Below are 19,330 nucleotides of genomic sequence, written 5' to 3'. Positions count from 1 at the left end.
ATAACCTGGTTATATTGTTGTGATTCAGTGGAAGATAAAATAAATAACAGCTCTGAAAGCAAGAAATTGGATAAAGATTATGTCGTCAACCATCTTGTATCATGTTTCACAAATGCAAATAAGGAAATGTCAGATGCATTGAACGAAAAGGTTCCCGACGACGAGCTCAATGCACGGGTAAAGATATATTTGGGGGATGTATTCAGGAAATGCAATGTGGATTTCAAAAATCCTACAAAGGGCGGGATAAAGAAAGCAATGGAGGAATGCAAGAGCAACATAATAAACACACTCGGGGAGGAGAGAGGGACCGAGCTGGTCAACAAATATTATCCAGAAATGGATAGTGTAGTTGAAAGGATGAAAGATAATGATTCAGATCCTGAAGAAAAAGAGTGAATGTTTCATTATTCAATTTATCTTTTTGTATTTTGCATCATATGCGTTTTTATCTTCAGGTTTTTTGTATTCAATGAAAAAATGTTTTCTAATTCTGTGCTTCAGATAGAATAAAAGCAGCACCAGCACTAATATTATTGCTGCAAATATCAATATGTGCTCTAGGATAAATATAACCGCTTCGACTATTATAACTATGAAGACAATTACCATAAGCAGCAATATGAATAGCAGTAATCTGGACCCTATTAATATTTTGTTCATCATGTTCAATTTGAGATTCGCCTCAAAGGTTATTTAGATTTTTTGGCTTAGTCCTCCGCAAGGACTGCCACGCGCTTGAGCATCATGTAAACGGCTGCAGCAAGACCTACTTCAACATCTTCATCTTTGTAAGGGCCATAGCTCACATCTCTTACCCTTAGCTTTGGCACACTGATCGCATGTATCTTTACTGTGCGGTCCGAAAATGCCAATGCATCCTTCATCGGATCGAACCCCTCCAATGCCCCTATAGATTTTATCTTCCTTGCTATCAGCCCAGTATCGCCATGCAGTGTATTGGGCACCCTTAGTATATGTGATGTGTCATTGGTCACATTCTTGTCTATAGCATCGCTTTGCTTTATTGTCATATTGGTAATCACGTTATTCCAAAATTCGGATTTCTTAGTTATCTTGACCTTGTCCCAGTTCCCCGCCTCTATCCCAGGTATTACCTTTGCCTTATTCCTGACAAGCCGGCGGCTGTTTGTAGAGTCTATTCCAAGCAGTTTTAAGGAATTCTCTCCAGAGTTCAATGCACCGACGACCCCCCTTGCTATCCTTCCGCCCCATCCAAAATCGGACAGCTTGGGTCCATCCAAGTGTGCACCTCTTTCATTTATTGTAGGGAAAAATGCTTCTATATCGATATTATTACCTGATATGTAATCGCTCATCTCCTTCCTTTCCTTTGAATTGAGGTTCATAACTTCATCGGATATTACATGGATGTGGTAACCCCTGTTACCGCTGAAGTTTATCCTTATCTCATTTTCGGAAAATCCAAAATCGGAGATGAGGAAATCTTCTATTAGCTTCAACGCTTCATCTTTTACTGCGGTGAAGCAATTGTCGCACACCCATGAGCTTCCGTGTTCCTTTTGGCAGGATAGATGCAGATCGTTGGAGTCAAGGTCAAAAACAAGCTCGGCTCCCTTCCATCCTTTGGCCTCCATAGGTCTTGCGGCGGGCCTTTCGTATAAGGAAGGGGAGCAGGATGCAAAAGGAGGCGCATTTGCGACCAAGTAATCCTGCAGCTGCCCCTTGTCCTGAAAGGCATGATGCCTTGTTGTTATCTTGCTTTCAAAGCTGCCGAACCCGAATTCCCTTTCAGAGAGGTGGTCTACATCTATCTTTACCCTGCTGTAGTACTTCCTTATCAAAGGCGTCACGAAATCCGCGACCTTCTGGTCCAATGGCATCTTTATCAATTATTATGTCTTGAATTATTTATTTATGCTTTTGGAAACCGGAAGTTGCTGCATTGTGGGGGCTAAACACCATTCTGCTTCTCGGTCTTCACTGCAGGGAAGGTTATCACTTCCTTTATAGAAATGTTGTCCGTCAGTATCATGGCAAGCCGGTCTATTGCGATCCCGATTCCCGCAGTTGGTGGCATTCCATACTCGATGGCCTCAAGAAAGTCCTCGTCTATAGGCGGTGCTTCTGGATCACCTTTCTTCCTCTCCTTGTCCTGCTCCTCAAATTTCTTTCTCTGCTCTATTGGATCCGTGAGCTCGGAGTAGCAGTTCGCATCCTCCTTGCCCGCCAGATAAAGCTCGAACCTTTCGCTAAGCTTGTTATTTCCACGTTTGTCCTTTGTCAATGGGGACATGTATGCAGGGAAATCCAATACGAAGACAGGATTGAACAGTTCGGGCTTTATGTATTTGTCGAATAATGCATCTGCAACATGATATGAGTTCTTCATAGGTATATCAAGATTCTCTCTCTCTGCAACCTCCTTTGCTTCCTTGTCTGTAAGCTTTGATACATCCACTCCTGTTTTCTCATTCAGCACTTCTACCCAGTACAGCCTTTTGAATGGCGGGGTGAAATCCAGCTCCTTACCTTGGTATTTTATCTTGTATGAGCCAAAAAGGTATTTCACCATCCCGCTGAGCAGTTCCTCAGTCATTTTCATATAGTCCTCATAATCCTTGAACATCTCATATGCCTCTATCTGCGTGAATTCGGGATTATGTGTTGAATCTATGTCCTCGTTGCGGAAATCTTTTGAAACCTCGTATACCTTCTCAAATCCACCAACAATTAGCCTCTTTAGGTAAAGCTCGTCAGCTATTCTCAAGAACATATCCTGGTTTAGGGCATTGAAATAGGTCTTGAAAGGTGATGCGTTTGCACCCCCATATGTGGGCTGCAGTATAGGAGTTTCAAACTCCACATATCCTCTTGAATCAAAGAAATCCCTCATGTATTTCAGTATCTTGGACCTTGTAACAAAGAATTTTCTTACTTCTGTATTTGAGATTAAATCGAGATACCTTTTCCGGTACCTCAATTCAATGTCCGTAAGGCCGTGGAATTTTTCTGGAAGAGATAGCAGGCTTTTTGAAAGCACTGTAATTTCCTTTGCCGCTATGCTTATCTCACCCCTTTTGGATTTGGTCACTTTGCCTTCGACTCCCGCAAAATCTCCAGTGTCAAGGTTTTCCAATATCTTCAAAGAGGATTCTGAAGAGAAGTTTGGTGCTGCCATAACCTGTATCTTGCCTTCACCGTCCAGTAAATCAAAGAAGTACAGCTTTCCCATATGCCTTAATCCTATTATCCTCCCTGCGGCGGTAACGTCTGTATCTTCCAGTTTGTCAAAATTTAGCTTTATTTCCTCTGAATGGTTGGTTACCTTGTATGAATAAGGGTATGGATTAATTCCCATGCTTTTCAGTTCGTTTAACTTGTTGAGCTTGTACTCTTCTGCCATCATTACACCTTGATATTACAATGAAATTTTAAAGTTATATTAACCTTTTGTTTAGATGTAACCGGACCAATTAGGGCAAGTAATGAATTTTTCTAAAAAGGCAATCCTAAAAATTTATGGGGTTTGTTAGTAAAGTTTAAATAATATTATTATTAGATTAATAGTAAGCCAGGATGGCGGAAACCGGTAACGCGTACGCCTGGAGTTCATACCTGTAAGCGTATGGCCTTTCTAGGCCTTCTGGGTTCAAAAGCTTCATTTGTAAATTTCTTATAAATAGGCGGAATATCCCAGCCCTGGCGTATAATTTAAGGATAAATTAATAATATTATAGGTTAAATATTGTTATATAATTTTATAGTTTTATTTAACAGTTTCATCAAATGGTGAATATTTATGTCAGAACAAAAAAAAGATGTCAATAAAGCAGAGAAACCAAAGGCTGAAGCTCCAGCAGAGCCTAAGGCAGAAGTTAAGGCAAAGCCCCAGCAAAAACCTGCAAAGCAGGTAGAGCCAAAGGAGAAAAGATATGATGAGAGGTCAGCAAGGAGTGCATCAATAATAAGGCTTTCGGGAAAGGACATACCGGGAAATCTTAATATAGAGAACGCAATCATGAACATACGAGGAATAGGCTTCACAATGGCCAATGGACTGCGTTATATCATAGATAAAAGCTTGAATATACCTCCAGAGACAAGGCTTGAAGATTTAAACGATGAACAGCTTTCAAAGTTGGAAGAAGTAATAAAAGACCCTGCAAAATTCGGGATTCCTGCATTCTTGCTTAACCGGAACAAGGATATGGAAACAGGAAAGGACCTTCATGTAGTTGGGAACGATCTTGTATTTGCTACAAGGCAAGATATAAGCAGGGCGGTTACCTTAAGGACATGGATAGGCTACAGGCACCAGTACAACCTGAGAGTAAGAGGACAGCATACACGCTCTACAGGAAGAAGAGGGGCAACCGTAGGGGTTACCAAGAAAGCAAACAAGCCTGCAACATCATCTTCATCTAAAAAATAATAAGTGATTAATTGGGAGCACCAAAGAGAAATAGAAGGAAATATGACAAGCCTAGAGATATGTGGAGCACAGCTAGGATAGAAGTAGATTCAAAGTTTATAAAGGAATTCGGGCTTAAAAATGAAAAGGAACTGTGGAAGATACAGACTGAGCTTAGCAAGCTTAGAGGAAATGTAAGGCTTTTGCTTTCCGCACCTGAATCCGAAAATATAAATAAGATTTCTGATAGTATCTTGAGCAAGCTGGTTAAGTATGGCATAGCTGCTCCAGGGGTAAGCTTGGAGAAGGCCTTGGACTTGGATGAAACTGCGTTCCTTGAAAGGCGCTTGCAGTCTTTGGTATTCAGGAAGGGACTTGCAAAAAGCATGGCCCAGTCAAGGCAGCTGATAACCCATGGATTTATAGCAATAAGCGGAAGGAAGATAGACAAGCCAGGATACAGGGTATCTGTTTCGGAAGAAGACAAACTTGGGTATTACAGGCCAATCAACCTTGAGGCCGCACCAAAGCATGAGGAAAGTCGTTCAGACTTGAATAATGAGGCTAAGGAAGCGGTTGCTTCTGAAGAGAGCCCGGCAGTTGTAAGCGAATAAAATCAGGTGTATTTATATGGCTAAAGGAAAAAAATTAAAAACAGATGAAGGCAAAAAGAACAAGGGAGAGGAGTCTTACGAAGCAAAGGCCATGGAAGCCCTTACCGTGAAGGAAAGGCCGCAGAGGCTTGCAGTTGCACACGTATACTCGTCCAAGAATGATACTATAATAACCCTTACCGATATGAGCGGTGCTGAAACCATAGCGGTTGGAAGCGGAGGTATGATTGTGAATGCTGATTCACAAGAAGGTTCGCCTTATGCTGCAATGCAGGCGGCATACAAAGTAGCCGCAGATGCAAAGGAGAAAGGAATTACCAACATAACTATAGAGATAAGGGCACCTGGCGGACACAACTCAAAGACACCGGGGCCAGGAGCACAGGCAGTTGTAAGAGTATTGGCCAGAAGCGGCCTTACTATAAACGGCATATCGGATGTTACTCCTATACCTACGGACACGACAAGGAGGGCTGGAGGTAAGAGAGGAAGAAGGGTCTGATCTTCTTCTGCTCATTTGATTTTCTTATTCTCGTTTTCCAGATTTTTTATATGCTTTTTAGTTCTCTAATGACACTGATATATTTATAGTGCTGGCATTTGGCCCTGTTTCTATTTCCTTGCTGTACCTAAGCGCTACTATGTAGTCTGGCAGTGCGGACGTGTTCAGATTAACGAATGGACAGATATTTCCCTTTATGCATATAGGGGACGCAGATCCTGTGAAGGAAAGATTGTAGAGGGACAAGGGCTTTAGCTCATTAAATAGTATAATTTCATTTGGCAGAGGGCAGGGCAATCCTGTAGTTGACTCTGAAGGGCATGCAACACCCGAAGATGATCTGTATATTGGAATGGAATCGTTGATTCCAGGGCCTTTCAGGTTAAGTGTGCCTATAATTACCATATAAGGATCAGATGTTATATTTGCCCTGATAGAAGAGTTATAATTATGGTAAAGGTAAATGGTGTCGGTCTTGTAAATTGTTGTTGGCAGGTACACTTTCAGCGCTATGAATATAAGGAAAGCTAACGCTATAAAGAGCAATAAAATTATTATGAGCAGTGCCTTTCCAGCCTGCTGCTTGTTGTCCATTGAATACCCTTGATACTCAATGTTTTTAAAACTTTCATTAATTCAGGACTAGGTTGGGACCGAAAAAATCAATCGGTCGATACTTCTCTTGGTATACTTGGCCTTTTCTTTATAACTATCCTTGAATTGCAGTAGCTGCATGCTATGAAATTCTCATTGTAATCTACGTCCCTGCCGCAATTTGCACAAATATAGTCCATTTTTATACCTCTATCAGATTTTAGCACTAATTATCTTTCGTGATAATATTTATACCTTAGTATTCTTCTTAAGCCACTTTATGAATTCCTGGTGTACGTTGGATTTTGATGTATCTATTACCCTTATCTCAATCTTCCCTGAATAATGCTGTTCGTCTTTCAGTTCTATTGAGGAAGAATACTCCTTCATTTGTGAGAAATGGACTTCCATCCAATGTATTCTGCCGTCAAGGTAATCATCCAATACCTTCCTTGACATAGGAAGTGAGGAAAAAGAGAATATTATCCCACTGCACCAATAAAGCGGAAGGGTGCCTGATGGCGTTACCCTCTCCCTTTTAAGGTCTTCGAGCTCTACCTTTACTATTTCATGAACGATAATTTCATGTATAGGGGCATATGTAATAGATATTTTGTTTTCCAAGGCTTACACCTGCTTGGAGCTGTCCTGCACTGCCGTGCGCTGAGACTTCCCGACCGAATCAAGAGAGTGCTTGGAAATCGCTCCCATAGCTGTGGTGAATGTATAAGCTCCTCCAGCATAGATCTTGCCGCAATGCCTGCATCTCCATATAGCAGTGCTTATCCTCTCTACCGAGTTCTTTCCGCAGGACTCGCATTTATAAAGTGCTATCTTCTGCTGTGTTACTGCCCTTTTCCTTTTCCTTATTGTAGCTCCGTATCTTATATTTCCGCTTGACATATTAATCACTCTTTTATTATAAGCCCTTTCAGTTCCTTATGTTTATCAAAAGAAATATCTATAAGCTTATTTATTTCCTCCATCGTAAAGCTCCCTGAAAGGCCCTTCTGCATGGCCCTTATCTGTGTGTCATCAACCTGTATGGTAAGCCTTGCATTCATCGCGGATTCCTCATTCTCGTTCGCGTCAAGGAACAATGAATCCCCGATTTTTGCGAATGTTGTTGAAGTTACCACATTCTTTATGCTTAATTTTTTGTCCCTCTTTTCATAATTGGCTGAACCGTCCTTGTATTCCGGCACTCTTGCGTTGGTTAGCGCTGCCATCGCGGCAATGCTTGCCGCATCGAGCATGTTTCCACTGTAGTTGAGCACGTATACGTCTACGTACACGCTCCACACTTTCCCCTCTTCTATGAAAAGGCTTGCAGGGTCTATTGACACCGCAGAGCGAATCCCTCTGTCGGTAACCCTTGACAGCTCTATTTCTTCAGGCGAGGGAGGCCCGGATTCGTATTCCGTGGCCGCCATAGGCAATATCGTAACGGACACTATCAAGTTTCCCTCATTTGGCGTATCATCATGGGGCGATTCAACTACCATCTTCACCCCTGCAATCACTCTTGTATCCCCGATATCTACCTGCGCAGAGCCTTCTGCGTGCTCTATGATGCCCTTGGTTATCTTTATCTCTCTAAAGCTAAAGGCGTCTCTTGAATCCTCGCGCTTCCCTTCTTCGGAAAGCTTCTTTACATAATTTGATTTCATCTTAGACATTGCATCCAAATAAATACACCTCACTTCTTTTCATATTTCGCGGATACGTCCTCATAGGACTTCTTCAGCGCATCCTTCTGTATCTGGGATATAGTCTTCCCGGCTTCAAGGACCAGCTTCTCCGCCTCCTTCATCTGCTCCGGTGTAACCCCACCGTCAAACTGCAAAAGCAGCACTTCATTATTCCTTGGCGAAATAGCGAAAGGTATATCTGCATCGGAATAATTGTCTTCTATCATATTCACATCTACTGCCATCTTGTCCTCGATCCTTGCACCGCTTACCGCATAGACAAGGTCCTTCATAGGTATGCCCGCATTTGCCAATGCAACTGAAGCTGCAGTTATCCCTGCTGCTCTCGTTCCTCCATCACTTTGAAGTATCTCTATGTCTATTTCTATCACAGAATTTGGAAATTGTGAAACCTCAACTATGTTGGAAAACACATCAGAGGTCACTTTTGATATCTCAACTTCTCTCCTTGATGGAGCCGACCTTCCGTGACCATCAAGCCCGGAGAAGGATGCCATTGAGTACTTGGCCCTTATAACCGCTTTCTCAGGATCTGCCAGATATCTTGGCGCTTCTTTTGGACCGTAGACTGCTGCAAGCACTTTGTTATTGCCCCACTCTTCATAAGCTGAACCGTCAGCGTTCTTCAATACTCCCGCTTCTATCTTCAATGGCCTGAGCTCATTGAAACCTCTCCCGTCTATTCTTTTTCCATTGATTATCAATTTTGGTTTATTTAATGATGATGCCAAATTACCACCTTGTCATTCCTTATTCTCATTCTCAAGCATGTCTTTTATCCTGTCAGTCAATCCAGGCACATGCGCTTCTGACTCTATTCTAAGCACCGCATCTATCGCCTTATTGGCATTTTCACCTTTTATCCAAACATAGCCATTCTTGCCTACAGCTATCTTGGTCTTTGTAAACGAAGTCAGCTCGTTTATCATTGTGTTCTCTTTGCCCATAAGCCTTGGTATCTTTGCGGTATTGATGTGCATTAGTATTCCATCTTTGAGAAGCATGGCCCTTTCTAGCACAACTGTTGTCTTGTGCTCTATTTCTTTTACTGTTGCCTCTACTATATCTCCAACATAAAATCTCTGCCTCTCCCTTCTATCTGTGAGCAGAACACCTTTCACAAGAGGGTTTATCTCAACGCTGTATGAGCCGTTTCTTCCGATGTCGCTTATTACTCCTATTACCTTGTCATCAATGTGCGGCACCCATACGGATTTGAGAGGTATCAAGGATTTTGATGATTCGTCAAAAAGCCCAAGCACCTTTGAATAAGTCTTATCATTATCTATGTACGAACAGCTCAATTCTGTAGGCGAATTAAGTATCATTTCGCCAGGAAAAACAAAACGTCTCATCAAATCACGTTAAAATCTTTGTAACAGCTTTACCTTGTGTAAGCTTATTTATTTTGTCGAAAAATTCGGACTGCATTCCTGCAGGGAACTCAACAGCTGCCTGCAAACTGCCATCCTTGAGCCATTGCTGCGATTTTATTCCGTATTCCTTCAGGACTCCATAGCATCTGCTTGCGTATTCCGGAGGTATAGAAACTTCTATCTTTGCAACTGCAAATTTTATTGGCAAAATCATGTTTATCTTTTTTATCACTTCTTCAATCTGTTCACTTGCGCTTTTGAATGGATCTATTGAAACCCTTGCCTCGCTCATAGCATTTTCGACTCTTAATGATGGTGTGGGTGCGTTTGTCCTTGGATCTATTGCATTCCTTGCTATTATGTTTATTATCTGCTTCCTCTTGTCTTCTAGGAGCTTGTTCTTTTGCTCTGTTGTTATAGGGACATTGCCTTTCCTCAATATCTTATCCACTATTGTTGGCAGTTCTGTTGTGCCAAATGCCTTTTTGAGCTTTTCTTCACTCTGCCTTTCACCCTTCCTTGCATCCTTGAAAATCTCCTCTGTCTCAAGCACTGTGATGGGGTCCTTTATTTTATTTGTTATATACTGGTATGCCAAGTCGGCATCCACCAATATTTCAAACTCGTCTTTGCCTACACCATATTTTGCTATGACTATTTTAGATTCCATTAAAGTCACTTAAAGATCAAAAGTAAGACTCTATAGTTTTTTGATCAAAAAACTTGAATCCCTTGCCTTTTGAAATTGTTGATATCTCTAGGTTGTTTGAATCCAGCTTGTTTTCATTTATCTTCTTTATTATTGAAACTGCAAGCTTTATCGCTTCATCCAACGCCATTCCATCCTTGTACTCCTTGGATAGAATCTCCGTTGCGGTCTTTTTGCCCGATCCTATTGCATCAGCCTTGTATCCTGCCAAAGCACCTGCAGGGTCTACTTCGAATAGCCTTGGCTTTGTATCAACGCCTCCTACAAGAGTTGAAACTGCAAAAGGCCTTAAGCCCCCATACTCTGTAGCTGTAAGCATCTCCTCTGCCATTTCCCTTGCCAACGTTTCGACAGGCTCTGTCTCGTCGTATATCATCCTATGGCTCTGGGTCTTTTCCCTCATCATGCTGACAAGGTGCAACCCGTCAGATATCATTCCGCTATATGTAGCACATATATACGGATCTATTTTGAAGATCTTCTGCAATGTTTCAGGCACTACCAAAGATTCATTGATGTTCCTGTGGGCTGCAATGACAACCCCTGCATCTGCCACTATTCCTATAGCGGTTGATCCTTTTTTAACTGCTTCCTTGGCGTATTCAACCTGAAAAAGCCTCCCATCTGGACTGAACATAACCCCTCTGTCATATGCTTGTATGTTTGGATACATCTTTTCACCTAAATAAAATACCGATTCTCGACTTTAAATCAAAGATTGCAAAATGCTTTATTAGAATCCTTATAGCTTTTGCATTAAGTCTGTAGATTAATTTAAAATCAATGGAAGTATATGTATATAAAAGTATAAAAAGGTATTCAAACCTTATTTCACCCGAAGGTAATTTTGTTGCTTTTTATTATTGGCAACTCTTCGTTTTTTGGGATATAAATTCAGAGCTTCGATTTGTAATAGGTTTTTATGGATTTTATAGTTCCAGAGCTTTTAAGAGTCGTAAAAGAAACGGGAATGTTGTTAACCTTGTTTATAAACGCCAATCCTATAACACTATCCCTGAATCCATTAAGGAGCACCTTCAATATGAATGTCTTATCGTCAAGGATGGCTGCAACTTGTGGATTGGCATCCGAATAATGTACATCTCCAAGCTCAAATAATAAGTACCTGTTCATCAACTTTGAAAACGCTTTGCCTGGATCTTTGGTATACTCACTCCCTAGCAGTGCCTTTATTGTTTCAGAAGACTTTACCAGTACATACCTGTGCTTCTCCCTCATCCTTCATCCCTCTACTATGATATCCTTTAAATTGGTTATATGCTCTTTGGCATGATCGGGGTTTGAAAAGACAAGCTGGGATATATACAAAAGCTGCATCCTGGAGTATTGGAGCACCGGATTTTCTGCAAATGTGACTATTGAGAACTTTATCCTGCTTGATTCAAGGTACCTGACCATCTTGCGCATGAACAGCAGGTCTCTCTGCCTTGAAAAACCTGAATCCGCAAGCAACTTATTTATTGAAAGTATAAGGAAGTTGTCATTTTGTGAAAGGAACTGTATGAATTTTTTTTCCAAAACATAATCATTTAGTAGCACTCCTGATGCACCTTCCCTCATCCTTGACATCAGTCTTTTGAAATCCGAATTGTAGACTATTGATCCGCTGAAATCCCCATTGTTTGATGATACATCAAGTAATTTGACATCAATCCCTGCCCTGAATATTTGGTTAAATCCCAAATCTCTTGGGGATATTCCTAATGGTGCATAATCAAAATTTGCTAAATCATAATACAATATAACACCGCATTATTTTTCATCTGGGCTTTTAGGGTCTGAAACGCTGAATAGATCGGATTCGATCACTTTCTTTATCTTCTTCGATGGATATATAAGCTTTATAAGCTTTGTATGGCCCCTTATGCCTTTTCCGGATTCAAATGATGATATTAGCCCATAGGTCTCCAGCTCCGATATGTAATTGCGGTACCATCTCTCGCTCTTGAATGTTTTGTGAAGCCCTTCCGCCAGTGATTTGTACCTGCTGTAGATTTCGCCGCTGAATATGTAAGTGTCTATTCCATCGCTAAGTTTCTTGTATGAACCTCCGCTTTCCGCTATAAGCACTATGGAGTATAGGACAAGCTTTTGGTCATATGGAAGTGTTGATATTAATTCATAGACCGCATCTTCTCCGGCCTTTTGTATTGCTTTTTCGGCATCTGCCATCTTTACGGAATCCTCGTTGTTTAGTTCTGCATATTCTCCGGCTTCCGAAAGGACGTTCAATGAGAACCTTGCATCTCCGCCTTCCTTGGCTGCCGCAGCCGCAATGTAGTGCAGAACTTCATCCGATATCGCATTTTCCTTAAATCCCTCAATTACCCTATCTTTTATTATTGCATAAAGCTCATTTGCATAATATGATGGAAATACCAGTTCCGATTCGTATAGGGCAGACAGGCTGCGGGGATCAAGGTCGTCCTTGAATGAAACGTTGTTTGATATCCCTATTATGCTTACCCCGCCGAACCTTATATCGCTGTTTATCCGTGTTAAGGTATATATTAAATCATCAAGGTCTTTTACCATATCTATTTCGTCCAATGCTATTACAAGGACTTTTGTGTCCTCTTCCATCCAGTTTATGAGCTTCTCATATAAGTCAACGGTGCCAAATCCCCTCTTGGCATAATTTGGCAGATGGTCGCTTACAATCTTGTTGAGCACCCTGTATCTTGAATTGTATATCCGGCAGTTTATGTAGGATATTTTAGTCTTTATATTTGGGAGCGTACTTATCTCGTTTATCACATATTTTGTGCAAGTTGTCTTTCCGGTGCCGGTCTTGCCATAAATAAATAGATTCCTGCCTTTTTCGCCTTTCAGGGAAGGGGCTATTGCTTTTTCTATGTCGTTTATTTCTTTCTCCCTGAATATAAGTTTCTTTGGTATATAATGCGGAGAAAGCACCTCCCTGTTCTGGAAGATTTTTGATTCTGCTAATAGATCGTTCAATGTTTGCATGTGCCCCCCTTATTACAGTTCAAACTCTATGATTAAATTTGAATTATGTTATTTAAATTGTTTCCATGAAATGGAATAAAAAATTAAAAACAAATTATGCCTTTTCGAAGGCTTATATATAATTTTTAGAATGCAGCTTATCTACATCCATTATGCTGTATTTCCATATTATATCCCCTCTTTTATCGCTCTGGACAGACCACGGTTGTATCAGAACGGTATCTCCTTCCTTTATCCAGAATCTACGCCTGAACCTGCCAGGTATATCGCAAAGGCGCTCTTTGCCATCTGCACAGTTCACTATGAACTTTGAGGCCCCAACAACTTTTGCGACTTTGCCTGCTGTCTCATTGCCTTTTGGAATCCTCAATTGAGGTGGAGGAGAGTTTGGATTGCTTTTTCTATTATACATCATTATACACCTTATCAGTAGCTCTTTAGGCTATACCTTGCACCACACGCCTCGCATACTAGATAGTACATCCCATTCCCCGCATTCTCCAGATGGGTATCGGGCTTATGGCATTCTCTGCATATAACATACACATTGAAATACCTCTCCAGCTTTTTGTTCAGATCTTCTTCTCTGAATTTTCCAGTGATGACCAATCTTTGGTCCTCCAATGACGTAGGGACTCCCAATTCCTTCTCGAAGTATCTTGATATCTCTTCTCTTTTCCTCCTTGCCCTGTCTGCTATTGCATTAATGTTCTTGATTATTGTCTTGTTCCCTTGTATCATTGAGTCTACCTTTGGTATGACAAAATCTTGGTGCTCTTCCTCCAAGTTGGGTAATTTCGAGAAAGCATTATGCAATAGTTCTGTATATTCTTTATCTTCCAATTAAACACCTATCAATTAGCTTGAAACGTCACTTACTAATTGTTGTTCTAATTATATATATATTTCTATATCGGCTGTCTGATTGCGGCACCTTCCTAAAAAGGCTTGCTTTAAAGTTTAATTATCAAAAAAGTTAAATTATTGCATGTTCCTTATAGTTACGGCAGATAGGCCGGGGAGCTAAGGGTTCTCCGTTCGCAAATCCCTTCAAAGGCGGGCTTACATGTCGGTCAGGTATATAAGGGAATTAAAAAAGAGTGCAAAGAAGTGTTGAGGCTCTGCCCTAAACGATAACCTGGTATGTGAATCAGGCCAGGCCGGAAGGAGCAACCTTAAGCATATTGCGGATTAAACTGCGTGCAATTAGGTTATGCTTTTAGGATACAGGACTGAGTGGATTTGCATAACACCTTTTAATTACTTTACATGCTTGATCGGCTTCTGCCGTCTTTTAGGTTTTGTATCTTGGAACTTAAACTAAAGGTATTTATAGTTATATAGGATAAAGTTTATTTACTGAATGCGATAATAACTTGTTTATCTTATTTGGGTTTTATGCGAATTTGAGTCATTCAATAAATGCCGGGGTAGCCTAGTGGTACTTTAAAAGGCACTAAAGGGCGGCAGCCTGCTAAGCTGTTTGGCTTTAAAGCCTTCGCGAGTTCGATTCTCGCCTCCGGCGCAGTTTATTTTTTGAATACAGAAGATAATTGTGCACCTGTTCCTATATTTCAGATATCTATGAAGCTTATTGGTACCCTATTATCATTTATTGTATTGTAGCGCATAAGCTTGTCTATAGAGTCCAATGAGGATGGGGCTGCCAGACGGGGAATGATAAAATAGTAATTAGTCCTGAACCTATAGGATTTGATAAAAATGTAGTCCTTGGTCAGCAAAAACCCAGTTACATGGAACTTATTATCCCTGAGCAGCTTGTTGATAAAATATAGCTTGTCATCGACATTCATATTATCCATTCTCAATATACTTTTACATCCTCTTTATTTATTGCTTTCTAAGTTTGTGCAGTTTCAAAAATTTCCGAATTTAAACTCAATGATTAAATATATTAAACTACAATAATTATCACTGGTGGATATGTGGACTGGTTAAGATCTAAATCAGACATGGCGCTTAATTCTAAAAAAAGATTGTCGACTAATTATAAATCGCAGAGCGCTATGGAATACCTTATGACATATGGGTGGGCCATTTTAGTTATAGCAATAATACTTGCTGCATTATATACTTTAGGGATATTCAATCCGCTCACGTTTGAGCCAAGGCTTCAGCCAGGGGGCTGTTACGTGGAAAGGCCTTATGGACCGGGCCAAGCTTCTGGGCTTTCTTTGGTTGGTGAATGTGGATACCTGCTGCCTAAATTTGTAGGAGGGTTTAATGGAAAGGACAGCAATGTGAGCGCATCACTTACCACTTTGGAGTACCTTAATACGGGAAAGTTTTCTGTAAGTGCTTGGATTTATGTTAATGGCCCTACTTCAATGGGAGAGCAAATGCCAATATCAATAGGCGATGATGTCTGCTCTAGTACATATGGTCCTGAAGACAATGGAACTATACTTCTGGCTGCTCCCGCATATCCTGCTTCAATAAACTTGTTTTATTCTCCTTCGACTGGTACACCTGTGGTGTTTGACTCTGGAAACCCTGATTACTTCAAGGCAGCTGCTTGCGTTTACAATAAAACTTATGGCGGTGCGCAGTGGGCGTATACAAATTACCCTTTTGGGCATTACAAGGCTTGGTACTTCGTCGCAGAAACCTACAATGGCACTTATCTGGACCTTTACATAAATGGCAGATTAGTCAATAAAACTTACGCACCGGGCTATACAAATCTCCCTACCAATTACATTTCTTTGGGAAATATGGATTCCCCGCTTATGTCCGGCAGGTTCTGGTTCAACGGATCAATTTCGAATGTGCAGATATACAATGCTTCATTGGGCTCTGCTGTGATATCGGACATGTACGATGAGAATATAGCTGGCGCTCCGGTTGATTTGATTAATCTGGTATCATGGATACCGCTTAATGGGAACGAAAACGATTATTCGGGGAATACGGCAGGCGGGAAGTTCTACAGCGGAAACTTCAATGGAGGATGGGTAGACAACTACAACTACTTTGACAGATGAGCAGGATTCTTACATCTTGTTCATGAATGCATTGTCAAGGACATGTGAGCAGCTGCATCCTCTTTTTTCTGGTATGTCCTTCGCAAGCGAATCTAAAAGCAGCCTTAAGCTCTTTATGCCTTCTGCGAACTTCCTATTTACATCATCGGTTGTGACAGGATTTATGTCCTCCCTGCCCTCCAATCCTGAATCGTAATCTGTCACTATGGCGATAGAAAAGTAGCACATTGCTTTTTCTCTTGCTAATGCTATCTCAGGGTATTGTGTCATGTTGATTATATCTCCCCCTAAGGACCGGAACATCTTTGATTCTGCCTTGGTCGAGAACCTTGGGCCGTTTATGGTTACCACTGTAGCCCCATCAATGTAATTTATTCCAAGATTGTCTGAATCATCTATTGCTATTGAACGTATCTCTTCGCAGTACGGATCCGCGGTACTTATGTGGGCTACTTGCGGCCCGTCAAAGAAGGTCTCTTCGGAACGATGTGTGGAATTTATGAATTGGTCTGGGAATACAAATGCTCCTGGCTCTATCTCTACACTTAGCGAACCGACTGCGGTCGTAGAGATGATTCTTTCGACTCCAAGCTGTGCAAGTGCCTCTATATTAGCCCTGTAATTTATCTTGTGCGGAGGTATGGTATGGTTTATTCCGTGCCTTGGCAGAAATGCTATATCCCTGCCATTTATCTTGCCTAATGAGATCTTGCCGCTTGGACTTCCATACTTTGTCTGCACTTCAACTTCTTCGGTCTGCCCTTCAAAAAGTGAATAGAGCCCAGAACCGCCGATTATCGCTATCTTTGCATTGGAGTGCACAGGAATTGCTTCTGCCATCAGTACCATCCTCTTAGTTTCATCGCTTTTGCCACTCTGTCAACAGCTATTATGTAGGCTGCATTTCTTGGGGTTATCTTTGTGCCTTTTGAAAGGTAATCCTCCTGAACCTTCATCATATCATAGAAGGATTTTGTTATTATTGTATCGAGCTTGGAATATACCTCTTCTGCTGTCCAATAGTATCCTTCATTGTTCTGCACCCACTCGAAATACGACCCTATCACGCCTCCGCTGTTTACCAGGAAATCGGGAAGGTCCAATATTCCTTTGTCGAATAGGATCTTGTCGGCATCAGGTGTCACGGGCCCGTTTGCTAGTTCTAATACTAATTTTGCCCTTATCTTTCCTGCATTCTCTGCAGTTATCTGGCTTTCTATCGCTGCAGGTATTAGTATGTCCACATCGCTTTCCAGTAGTTCTTCATTCGTGAGCTTCTTTCCGCCTTCGTATCCCTGCACTGAACCGGTTTCTTTCTTTGCCTTCTCGAGCTTATCCAGATCAAGCCCCTTTTCATCGTATACTGCTCCCTTGGAATCGCTTATTGCTACAACTTTGGCTCCGAAAAGTTTCTTTGAAAGAGTATAAGCGAACATCCCGGCATTTCCGAAACCTTGAACTGCAATTTTGGCTGTCTTCAAATCAATATTCAGCTTCTTTGCCGCTTCTCTGAGCACGAACATGGCCCCCATTGCAGTTGAATCGTTCCTTCCTTCTGACCCTCCTACCTCCAATGGCTTCCCTGTTATTGTACCGAATTCATTATGGCCTACAAGCTTGCTGTATTCATCCATCATCCAAGCCATGATCTGGGGAGTCGTATAGACGTCAGGGGCAGGGATGTCTATTTTAGGGCTTACGAATGCCCTTACCGCTCTTATGTAGCCTCTTGAAAGCTGCTCCAGTTCATTCGCGGTCAATTCTTTTGGATTGCAAATGACGCCTCCCTTTGCACCTCCAAAAGGAAGGTTTGCAAGGGCACATTTCCATGTCATCCATTCAGAAAGCGCTTTTACCTCGTCAACTGTTTCTGTTGGGTAGAATCTTATGCCTCCCTTCATTGGCCCTCTTGCATTGTTGTGGTGCACCCTGAAGCCTTCAAAAAGCTTGACGGATCCGTCATGCATCTTTACAGGTATGTGAACGGTTATTATCTCAAAAGGTTCCCTTAATATTTGGTGCGCATTTTCATCCAAATTCATTATCTTTGCAGCTTGGTCAAGCTGTTCCTGTGCTATCTTAAAAGGATTAAGTTCTTCTGCCATATCAATCACGATTCTATTTTTGCGTAAAAAAATAAAAACTGTTTGTAGATTTGCGAGAATTTGCCTATATCTTATGCTTGCGGCATTTAGGGTTGCGGTATGGCTTTGCATACTGAATAATATAGGATATTCACCAGAGGTGAAATTTTTAGTACATCGGGATGTGTAATTGAAAATTAGTTGAGCAGGTCCGTATCCCTGCTTTCTCTCTTGTTCTTTCGGTGTAGTATAAAACGCCTAGAACCAACCAAAAATGAAAAAATAAGAAACAGAACGAAGAGCTTTGATGTTATCGGCACTTTTCCCGATTTGCTCGAGCCTTCGTGAAACCTTTTGCTTGCGGGCATCGTGCTCCCGATCATTTCTGCTCTTTGGCTTCTGCTTTTATGACCCTCGAGAGATCGGTTTCCTTTGCCTTTGAGGATTCTTTCCTGTTGTATTTTCTCCTTAGCACTATGCTGTTGACATAGCACCTATTGGAGCAGAAATAATTTACCTTTCCAGTCCTGAAAACGTATAGTATTCCTGTCCCTTTCTTTATCTCTTTTGAACAATAGGAGCACTTCATAAAAATCCCTCATTTTACCTTTATCTCTCTCGCTTCTCTGCTTGTATCTGGAAGCCTTATAACATCTCCTGGCTTTGCAGGGCCTATCATATTTCTCCTTATAATCCTGCCCTTGTCCTTTCCTTCAAGTATCTTGCACGATACCAGGTATACTTCCCCATACATCCCAGTCTTGTGCTTCATGTCTATGCTGACTATTTCAGCAAGGAAACCTGAGAACTGGGGTGCAGGCAATTGAGATTCTGACATTATAATCACTCTTTCTTCTCGGATGCGCTTTCTTTCGCTTCCTCCTTCTTAGCCTCTTTTGCCTGAGACTCTTTCTTCTCGGAGGACTTTCCGGTGATCTTTGAGATTATTGACTTCAAGCTTGATTCTGCACTTCCTGCATTTTCTACAGATACTGCAGAACACTGGACGTTAAGCCCTATTGCCTTTCCAAGATCTAGCTTGCTTGGTACCTCTATGAACGGTACCTTCTTGTCTTCGCAAAGCTTTGGAAGATGGGCTATTATCTCTGCAGGCTGAACATCGGACGCATAAGCCACGAACATGGCCATGCCTCTCTCTATGCTCTTTGTCGTCTCATTGACTCCTTTCTTTATCTTCCCCGACTGCTTTACCGATTGTAAAGCTTCGTATGTATTATCCAAAATTTCTTTTGATACCTCGGCCATTTTTACACCTTAGATCTAACTTCATTGGTTAGCATAAATTTATGAAATAGTGAACGCAGGCTGTTTAAGCCTTATTCCGCA

Annotated in this window: 27 protein-coding genes, 2 tRNA genes and 1 pseudogene; 7 read left to right on the top strand and 23 right to left on the bottom strand. The window is 41.4% G+C overall.

Annotated elements, in window-relative coordinates:
* Positions 1-27: 27 nt before the first annotated feature.
* A complete protein-coding gene (locus Mia14_RS00305; RefSeq protein ID WP_088819576.1) occupies positions 28-399 on the top strand; it encodes a hypothetical protein in 372 nt (123 codons plus the stop codon).
* 12 nt (positions 400-411) lie between these two features.
* Here the strand turns inward: Mia14_RS00305 and Mia14_RS00300 are convergent, their stop codons facing one another.
* From Mia14_RS00300 to lysS, 3 genes are all read right to left on the bottom strand, one after another.
* Positions 412-666 carry a hypothetical protein gene (locus Mia14_RS00300; protein ID WP_088819575.1) on the bottom strand — a complete coding sequence of 85 codons (255 nt, stop codon included), beginning with the start codon at positions 664-666 and terminating at the stop codon, positions 412-414.
* Between the two features lie 44 nt (positions 667-710).
* Positions 711-1,865 carry a DNA primase catalytic subunit PriS gene (gene priS, locus Mia14_RS00295; RefSeq protein WP_124216858.1) on the bottom strand — a complete coding sequence of 385 codons (1,155 nt, stop codon included), beginning with the start codon at positions 1,863-1,865 and terminating at the stop codon, positions 711-713.
* A 71-nt stretch (positions 1,866-1,936) separates the two neighbouring features.
* Positions 1,937-3,391 (bottom strand): lysine--tRNA ligase, encoded by a 1,455-nt coding sequence (lysS, locus tag Mia14_RS00290; RefSeq protein WP_088819573.1) that lies wholly within the window; start codon positions 3,389-3,391, stop codon positions 1,937-1,939.
* Between the two features lie 164 nt (positions 3,392-3,555).
* On the opposite strand from lysS, the gene Mia14_RS05110 reads away from it, so the two are divergent.
* The 4 genes from Mia14_RS05110 to Mia14_RS00275 all read left to right on the top strand — a co-directional run bounded on the left by Mia14_RS05110 (position 3,556) and on the right by Mia14_RS00275 (position 5,512).
* A tRNA-Ser gene (locus Mia14_RS05110) sits at positions 3,556-3,690 on the top strand.
* 94 nt (positions 3,691-3,784) lie between these two features.
* Positions 3,785-4,417: a 30S ribosomal protein S13 gene (rpsM, locus tag Mia14_RS00285; RefSeq protein ID WP_088819572.1), complete on the top strand. Its 633-nt coding sequence runs from the start codon at positions 3,785-3,787 to the stop codon at positions 4,415-4,417.
* An 11-nt stretch (positions 4,418-4,428) separates the two neighbouring features.
* Positions 4,429-5,010 carry a 30S ribosomal protein S4 gene (locus Mia14_RS00280; RefSeq protein ID WP_088819571.1) on the top strand — a complete coding sequence of 194 codons (582 nt, stop codon included), beginning with the start codon at positions 4,429-4,431 and terminating at the stop codon, positions 5,008-5,010.
* 91 nt (positions 5,011-5,101) lie between these two features.
* Positions 5,102-5,512, top strand: a complete 411-nt coding sequence (locus tag Mia14_RS00275) for a 30S ribosomal protein S11 (RefSeq protein WP_088820595.1) — start codon at positions 5,102-5,104, stop codon at positions 5,510-5,512.
* 57 nt (positions 5,513-5,569) lie between these two features.
* Here Mia14_RS00275 and Mia14_RS00270 read toward each other — a convergent pair whose 3' ends face one another.
* The 14 genes from Mia14_RS00270 to Mia14_RS00205 all read right to left on the bottom strand — a co-directional run bounded on the left by Mia14_RS00270 (position 5,570) and on the right by Mia14_RS00205 (position 13,737).
* A complete protein-coding gene (locus Mia14_RS00270; RefSeq protein WP_088819570.1) occupies positions 5,570-6,106 on the bottom strand; it encodes a hypothetical protein in 537 nt (178 codons plus the stop codon).
* Between the two features lie 68 nt (positions 6,107-6,174).
* Complete coding sequence (locus Mia14_RS00265) at positions 6,175-6,306, bottom strand: TFIIB-type zinc ribbon-containing protein (protein ID WP_088819569.1); 132 nt, start codon at positions 6,304-6,306, stop codon at positions 6,175-6,177.
* 49 nt (positions 6,307-6,355) lie between these two features.
* Positions 6,356-6,730 (bottom strand): hypothetical protein, encoded by a 375-nt coding sequence (locus Mia14_RS00260; RefSeq protein ID WP_088819568.1) that lies wholly within the window; start codon positions 6,728-6,730, stop codon positions 6,356-6,358.
* A gap of 3 nt (positions 6,731-6,733) precedes the next feature.
* A complete protein-coding gene (locus tag Mia14_RS05215) occupies positions 6,734-7,009 on the bottom strand; it encodes an eL43 family ribosomal protein (RefSeq protein WP_088819567.1) in 276 nt (91 codons plus the stop codon).
* 5 nt (positions 7,010-7,014) lie between these two features.
* Positions 7,015-7,785 carry an exosome complex protein Rrp42 gene (locus tag Mia14_RS00250; protein WP_232780228.1) on the bottom strand — a complete coding sequence of 257 codons (771 nt, stop codon included), beginning with the start codon at positions 7,783-7,785 and terminating at the stop codon, positions 7,015-7,017.
* A 20-nt stretch (positions 7,786-7,805) separates the two neighbouring features.
* Positions 7,806-8,549 carry an exosome complex exonuclease Rrp41 gene (locus Mia14_RS00245; RefSeq protein ID WP_088819565.1) on the bottom strand — a complete coding sequence of 248 codons (744 nt, stop codon included), beginning with the start codon at positions 8,547-8,549 and terminating at the stop codon, positions 7,806-7,808.
* A 12-nt stretch (positions 8,550-8,561) separates the two neighbouring features.
* On the bottom strand, positions 8,562-9,173 hold the full coding sequence (locus Mia14_RS00240; protein ID WP_088819564.1) for a KH domain-containing protein: 612 nt from the start codon (positions 9,171-9,173) through the stop codon (positions 8,562-8,564).
* Between the two features lie 4 nt (positions 9,174-9,177).
* Complete coding sequence (locus tag Mia14_RS00235) at positions 9,178-9,864, bottom strand: ribosome assembly factor SBDS (protein WP_088819563.1); 687 nt, start codon at positions 9,862-9,864, stop codon at positions 9,178-9,180.
* A 16-nt stretch (positions 9,865-9,880) separates the two neighbouring features.
* Positions 9,881-10,576 carry an archaeal proteasome endopeptidase complex subunit alpha gene (locus Mia14_RS00230; RefSeq protein ID WP_088819562.1) on the bottom strand — a complete coding sequence of 232 codons (696 nt, stop codon included), beginning with the start codon at positions 10,574-10,576 and terminating at the stop codon, positions 9,881-9,883.
* Between the two features lie 221 nt (positions 10,577-10,797).
* Entirely contained in the window at positions 10,798-11,142 is a 345-nt protein-coding gene (locus Mia14_RS00225; protein WP_088819561.1) for an Rpp14/Pop5 family protein, read from the bottom strand.
* A gap of 3 nt (positions 11,143-11,145) precedes the next feature.
* A complete protein-coding gene (locus Mia14_RS00220) occupies positions 11,146-11,664 on the bottom strand; it encodes a hypothetical protein (RefSeq protein ID WP_088819560.1) in 519 nt (172 codons plus the stop codon).
* A gap of 12 nt (positions 11,665-11,676) precedes the next feature.
* Entirely contained in the window at positions 11,677-12,894 is a 1,218-nt protein-coding gene (locus tag Mia14_RS00215) for a Cdc6/Cdc18 family protein (protein ID WP_088819559.1), read from the bottom strand.
* 112 nt (positions 12,895-13,006) lie between these two features.
* Positions 13,007-13,309, bottom strand: coding sequence for a translation initiation factor eIF-1A (locus tag Mia14_RS00210; protein ID WP_088819558.1), 303 nt, complete (start codon positions 13,307-13,309; stop codon positions 13,007-13,009).
* An 11-nt stretch (positions 13,310-13,320) separates the two neighbouring features.
* Positions 13,321-13,737 carry a translation initiation factor IF-2 subunit beta gene (locus tag Mia14_RS00205; RefSeq protein WP_088819557.1) on the bottom strand — a complete coding sequence of 139 codons (417 nt, stop codon included), beginning with the start codon at positions 13,735-13,737 and terminating at the stop codon, positions 13,321-13,323.
* 581 nt (positions 13,738-14,318) lie between these two features.
* Between Mia14_RS00205 and Mia14_RS05105 the strand changes: the two genes are divergently transcribed.
* Positions 14,319-14,419, top strand: a tRNA-Ser gene (locus Mia14_RS05105).
* Between the two features lie 49 nt (positions 14,420-14,468).
* Here the strand turns inward: Mia14_RS05105 and Mia14_RS00200 are convergent.
* Positions 14,469-14,717 carry a hypothetical protein gene (locus tag Mia14_RS00200; protein WP_088819556.1) on the bottom strand — a complete coding sequence of 83 codons (249 nt, stop codon included), beginning with the start codon at positions 14,715-14,717 and terminating at the stop codon, positions 14,469-14,471.
* A 123-nt stretch (positions 14,718-14,840) separates the two neighbouring features.
* Between Mia14_RS00200 and Mia14_RS00195 the strand changes: the two genes are divergently transcribed.
* Complete coding sequence (locus Mia14_RS00195) at positions 14,841-15,899, top strand: LamG-like jellyroll fold domain-containing protein (RefSeq protein ID WP_124216857.1); 1,059 nt, start codon at positions 14,841-14,843, stop codon at positions 15,897-15,899.
* 9 nt (positions 15,900-15,908) lie between these two features.
* Here the strand turns inward: Mia14_RS00195 and mtnP are convergent, their stop codons facing one another.
* From mtnP to rpl7ae, 5 genes and pseudogenes are all read right to left on the bottom strand, one after another.
* The gene (gene mtnP, locus Mia14_RS00190; RefSeq protein ID WP_088819554.1) at positions 15,909-16,739 is read right to left on the bottom strand and encodes an S-methyl-5'-thioadenosine phosphorylase; all 831 of its coding nucleotides are present in this window, start codon (positions 16,737-16,739) and stop codon (positions 15,909-15,911) included.
* Positions 16,739-18,004: a Glu/Leu/Phe/Val family dehydrogenase gene (locus Mia14_RS00185; RefSeq protein ID WP_088819553.1), complete on the bottom strand. Its 1,266-nt coding sequence runs from the start codon at positions 18,002-18,004 to the stop codon at positions 16,739-16,741. Before Mia14_RS00185 ends, mtnP begins: the two co-directional genes overlap by 1 nt.
* A 358-nt stretch (positions 18,005-18,362) precedes the next feature.
* Positions 18,363-18,572 carry an eL24 family ribosomal protein gene (locus tag Mia14_RS00175; RefSeq protein ID WP_088819551.1) on the bottom strand — a complete coding sequence of 70 codons (210 nt, stop codon included), beginning with the start codon at positions 18,570-18,572 and terminating at the stop codon, positions 18,363-18,365.
* Positions 18,573-18,581: 9 nt separating this feature from the next.
* The gene (gene rps28e / locus Mia14_RS00170) at positions 18,582-18,821 is read right to left on the bottom strand and encodes a S1 domain-containing protein (protein WP_088819550.1); all 240 of its coding nucleotides are present in this window, start codon (positions 18,819-18,821) and stop codon (positions 18,582-18,584) included.
* 80 nt (positions 18,822-18,901) lie between these two features.
* Positions 18,902-19,249: pseudogene (rpl7ae, locus tag Mia14_RS00165) on the bottom strand (50S ribosomal protein L7Ae); the annotation flags it as partial.
* Positions 19,250-19,330 lie beyond the last annotated feature (81 nt).

It is taken from the genome of Candidatus Mancarchaeum acidiphilum (assembly GCF_002214165.1).
Taxonomy (GTDB): Archaea; Micrarchaeota; Micrarchaeia; order Micrarchaeales; family Micrarchaeaceae; genus Mancarchaeum; species Mancarchaeum acidiphilum.
The sequence above is the reverse complement of the archived record's forward strand: the minus strand, read 5'-3'. Positions and strand labels throughout refer to the sequence as shown.

What these genes read in the sequence shown, in the direction of transcription:
- Mia14_RS00300 (WP_088819575.1), bottom strand. Translation starts at nt 666, where the DNA reads ATGATGAACAAAATATTAATAGGGTCCAGATTACTGCTATTCATATTG.
- priS (WP_124216858.1), bottom strand. Translation starts at nt 1,865, where the DNA reads ATGCCATTGGACCAGAAGGTCGCGGATTTCGTGACGCCTTTGATAAGG.
- lysS (WP_088819573.1), bottom strand. Translation starts at nt 3,391, where the DNA reads ATGATGGCAGAAGAGTACAAGCTCAACAAGTTAAACGAACTGAAAAGC.
- rpsM (WP_088819572.1), top strand. Translation starts at nt 3,785, where the DNA reads ATGTCAGAACAAAAAAAAGATGTCAATAAAGCAGAGAAACCAAAGGCT.
- Mia14_RS00275 (WP_088820595.1), top strand. Translation starts at nt 5,102, where the DNA reads ATGGAAGCCCTTACCGTGAAGGAAAGGCCGCAGAGGCTTGCAGTTGCA.
- Mia14_RS00270 (WP_088819570.1), bottom strand. Translation starts at nt 6,106, where the DNA reads ATGGACAACAAGCAGCAGGCTGGAAAGGCACTGCTCATAATAATTTTA.
- Mia14_RS00265 (WP_088819569.1), bottom strand. Translation starts at nt 6,306, where the DNA reads ATGGACTATATTTGTGCAAATTGCGGCAGGGACGTAGATTACAATGAG.
- Mia14_RS05215 (WP_088819567.1), bottom strand. Translation starts at nt 7,009, where the DNA reads ATGTCAAGCGGAAATATAAGATACGGAGCTACAATAAGGAAAAGGAAA.
- Mia14_RS00250 (WP_232780228.1), bottom strand. Translation starts at nt 7,785, where the DNA reads ATGTCTAAGATGAAATCAAATTATGTAAAGAAGCTTTCCGAAGAAGGG.
- Mia14_RS00240 (WP_088819564.1), bottom strand. Translation starts at nt 9,173, where the DNA reads ATGAGACGTTTTGTTTTTCCTGGCGAAATGATACTTAATTCGCCTACA.
- Mia14_RS00235 (WP_088819563.1), bottom strand. Translation starts at nt 9,864, where the DNA reads ATGGAATCTAAAATAGTCATAGCAAAATATGGTGTAGGCAAAGACGAG.
- Mia14_RS00230 (WP_088819562.1), bottom strand. Translation starts at nt 10,576, where the DNA reads ATGTATCCAAACATACAAGCATATGACAGAGGGGTTATGTTCAGTCCA.
- Mia14_RS00225 (WP_088819561.1), bottom strand. Translation starts at nt 11,142, where the DNA reads ATGAGGGAGAAGCACAGGTATGTACTGGTAAAGTCTTCTGAAACAATA.
- Mia14_RS00215 (WP_088819559.1), bottom strand. Translation starts at nt 12,894, where the DNA reads ATGCAAACATTGAACGATCTATTAGCAGAATCAAAAATCTTCCAGAAC.
- Mia14_RS00210 (WP_088819558.1), bottom strand. Translation starts at nt 13,309, where the DNA reads ATGATGTATAATAGAAAAAGCAATCCAAACTCTCCTCCACCTCAATTG.
- Mia14_RS00200 (WP_088819556.1), bottom strand. Translation starts at nt 14,717, where the DNA reads ATGGATAATATGAATGTCGATGACAAGCTATATTTTATCAACAAGCTG.
- mtnP (WP_088819554.1), bottom strand. Translation starts at nt 16,739, where the DNA reads ATGGCAGAAGCAATTCCTGTGCACTCCAATGCAAAGATAGCGATAATC.
- Mia14_RS00185 (WP_088819553.1), bottom strand. Translation starts at nt 18,004, where the DNA reads ATGGCAGAAGAACTTAATCCTTTTAAGATAGCACAGGAACAGCTTGAC.
- Mia14_RS00175 (WP_088819551.1), bottom strand. Translation starts at nt 18,572, where the DNA reads ATGAAGTGCTCCTATTGTTCAAAAGAGATAAAGAAAGGGACAGGAATA.
- rps28e (WP_088819550.1), bottom strand. Translation starts at nt 18,821, where the DNA reads ATGTCAGAATCTCAATTGCCTGCACCCCAGTTCTCAGGTTTCCTTGCT.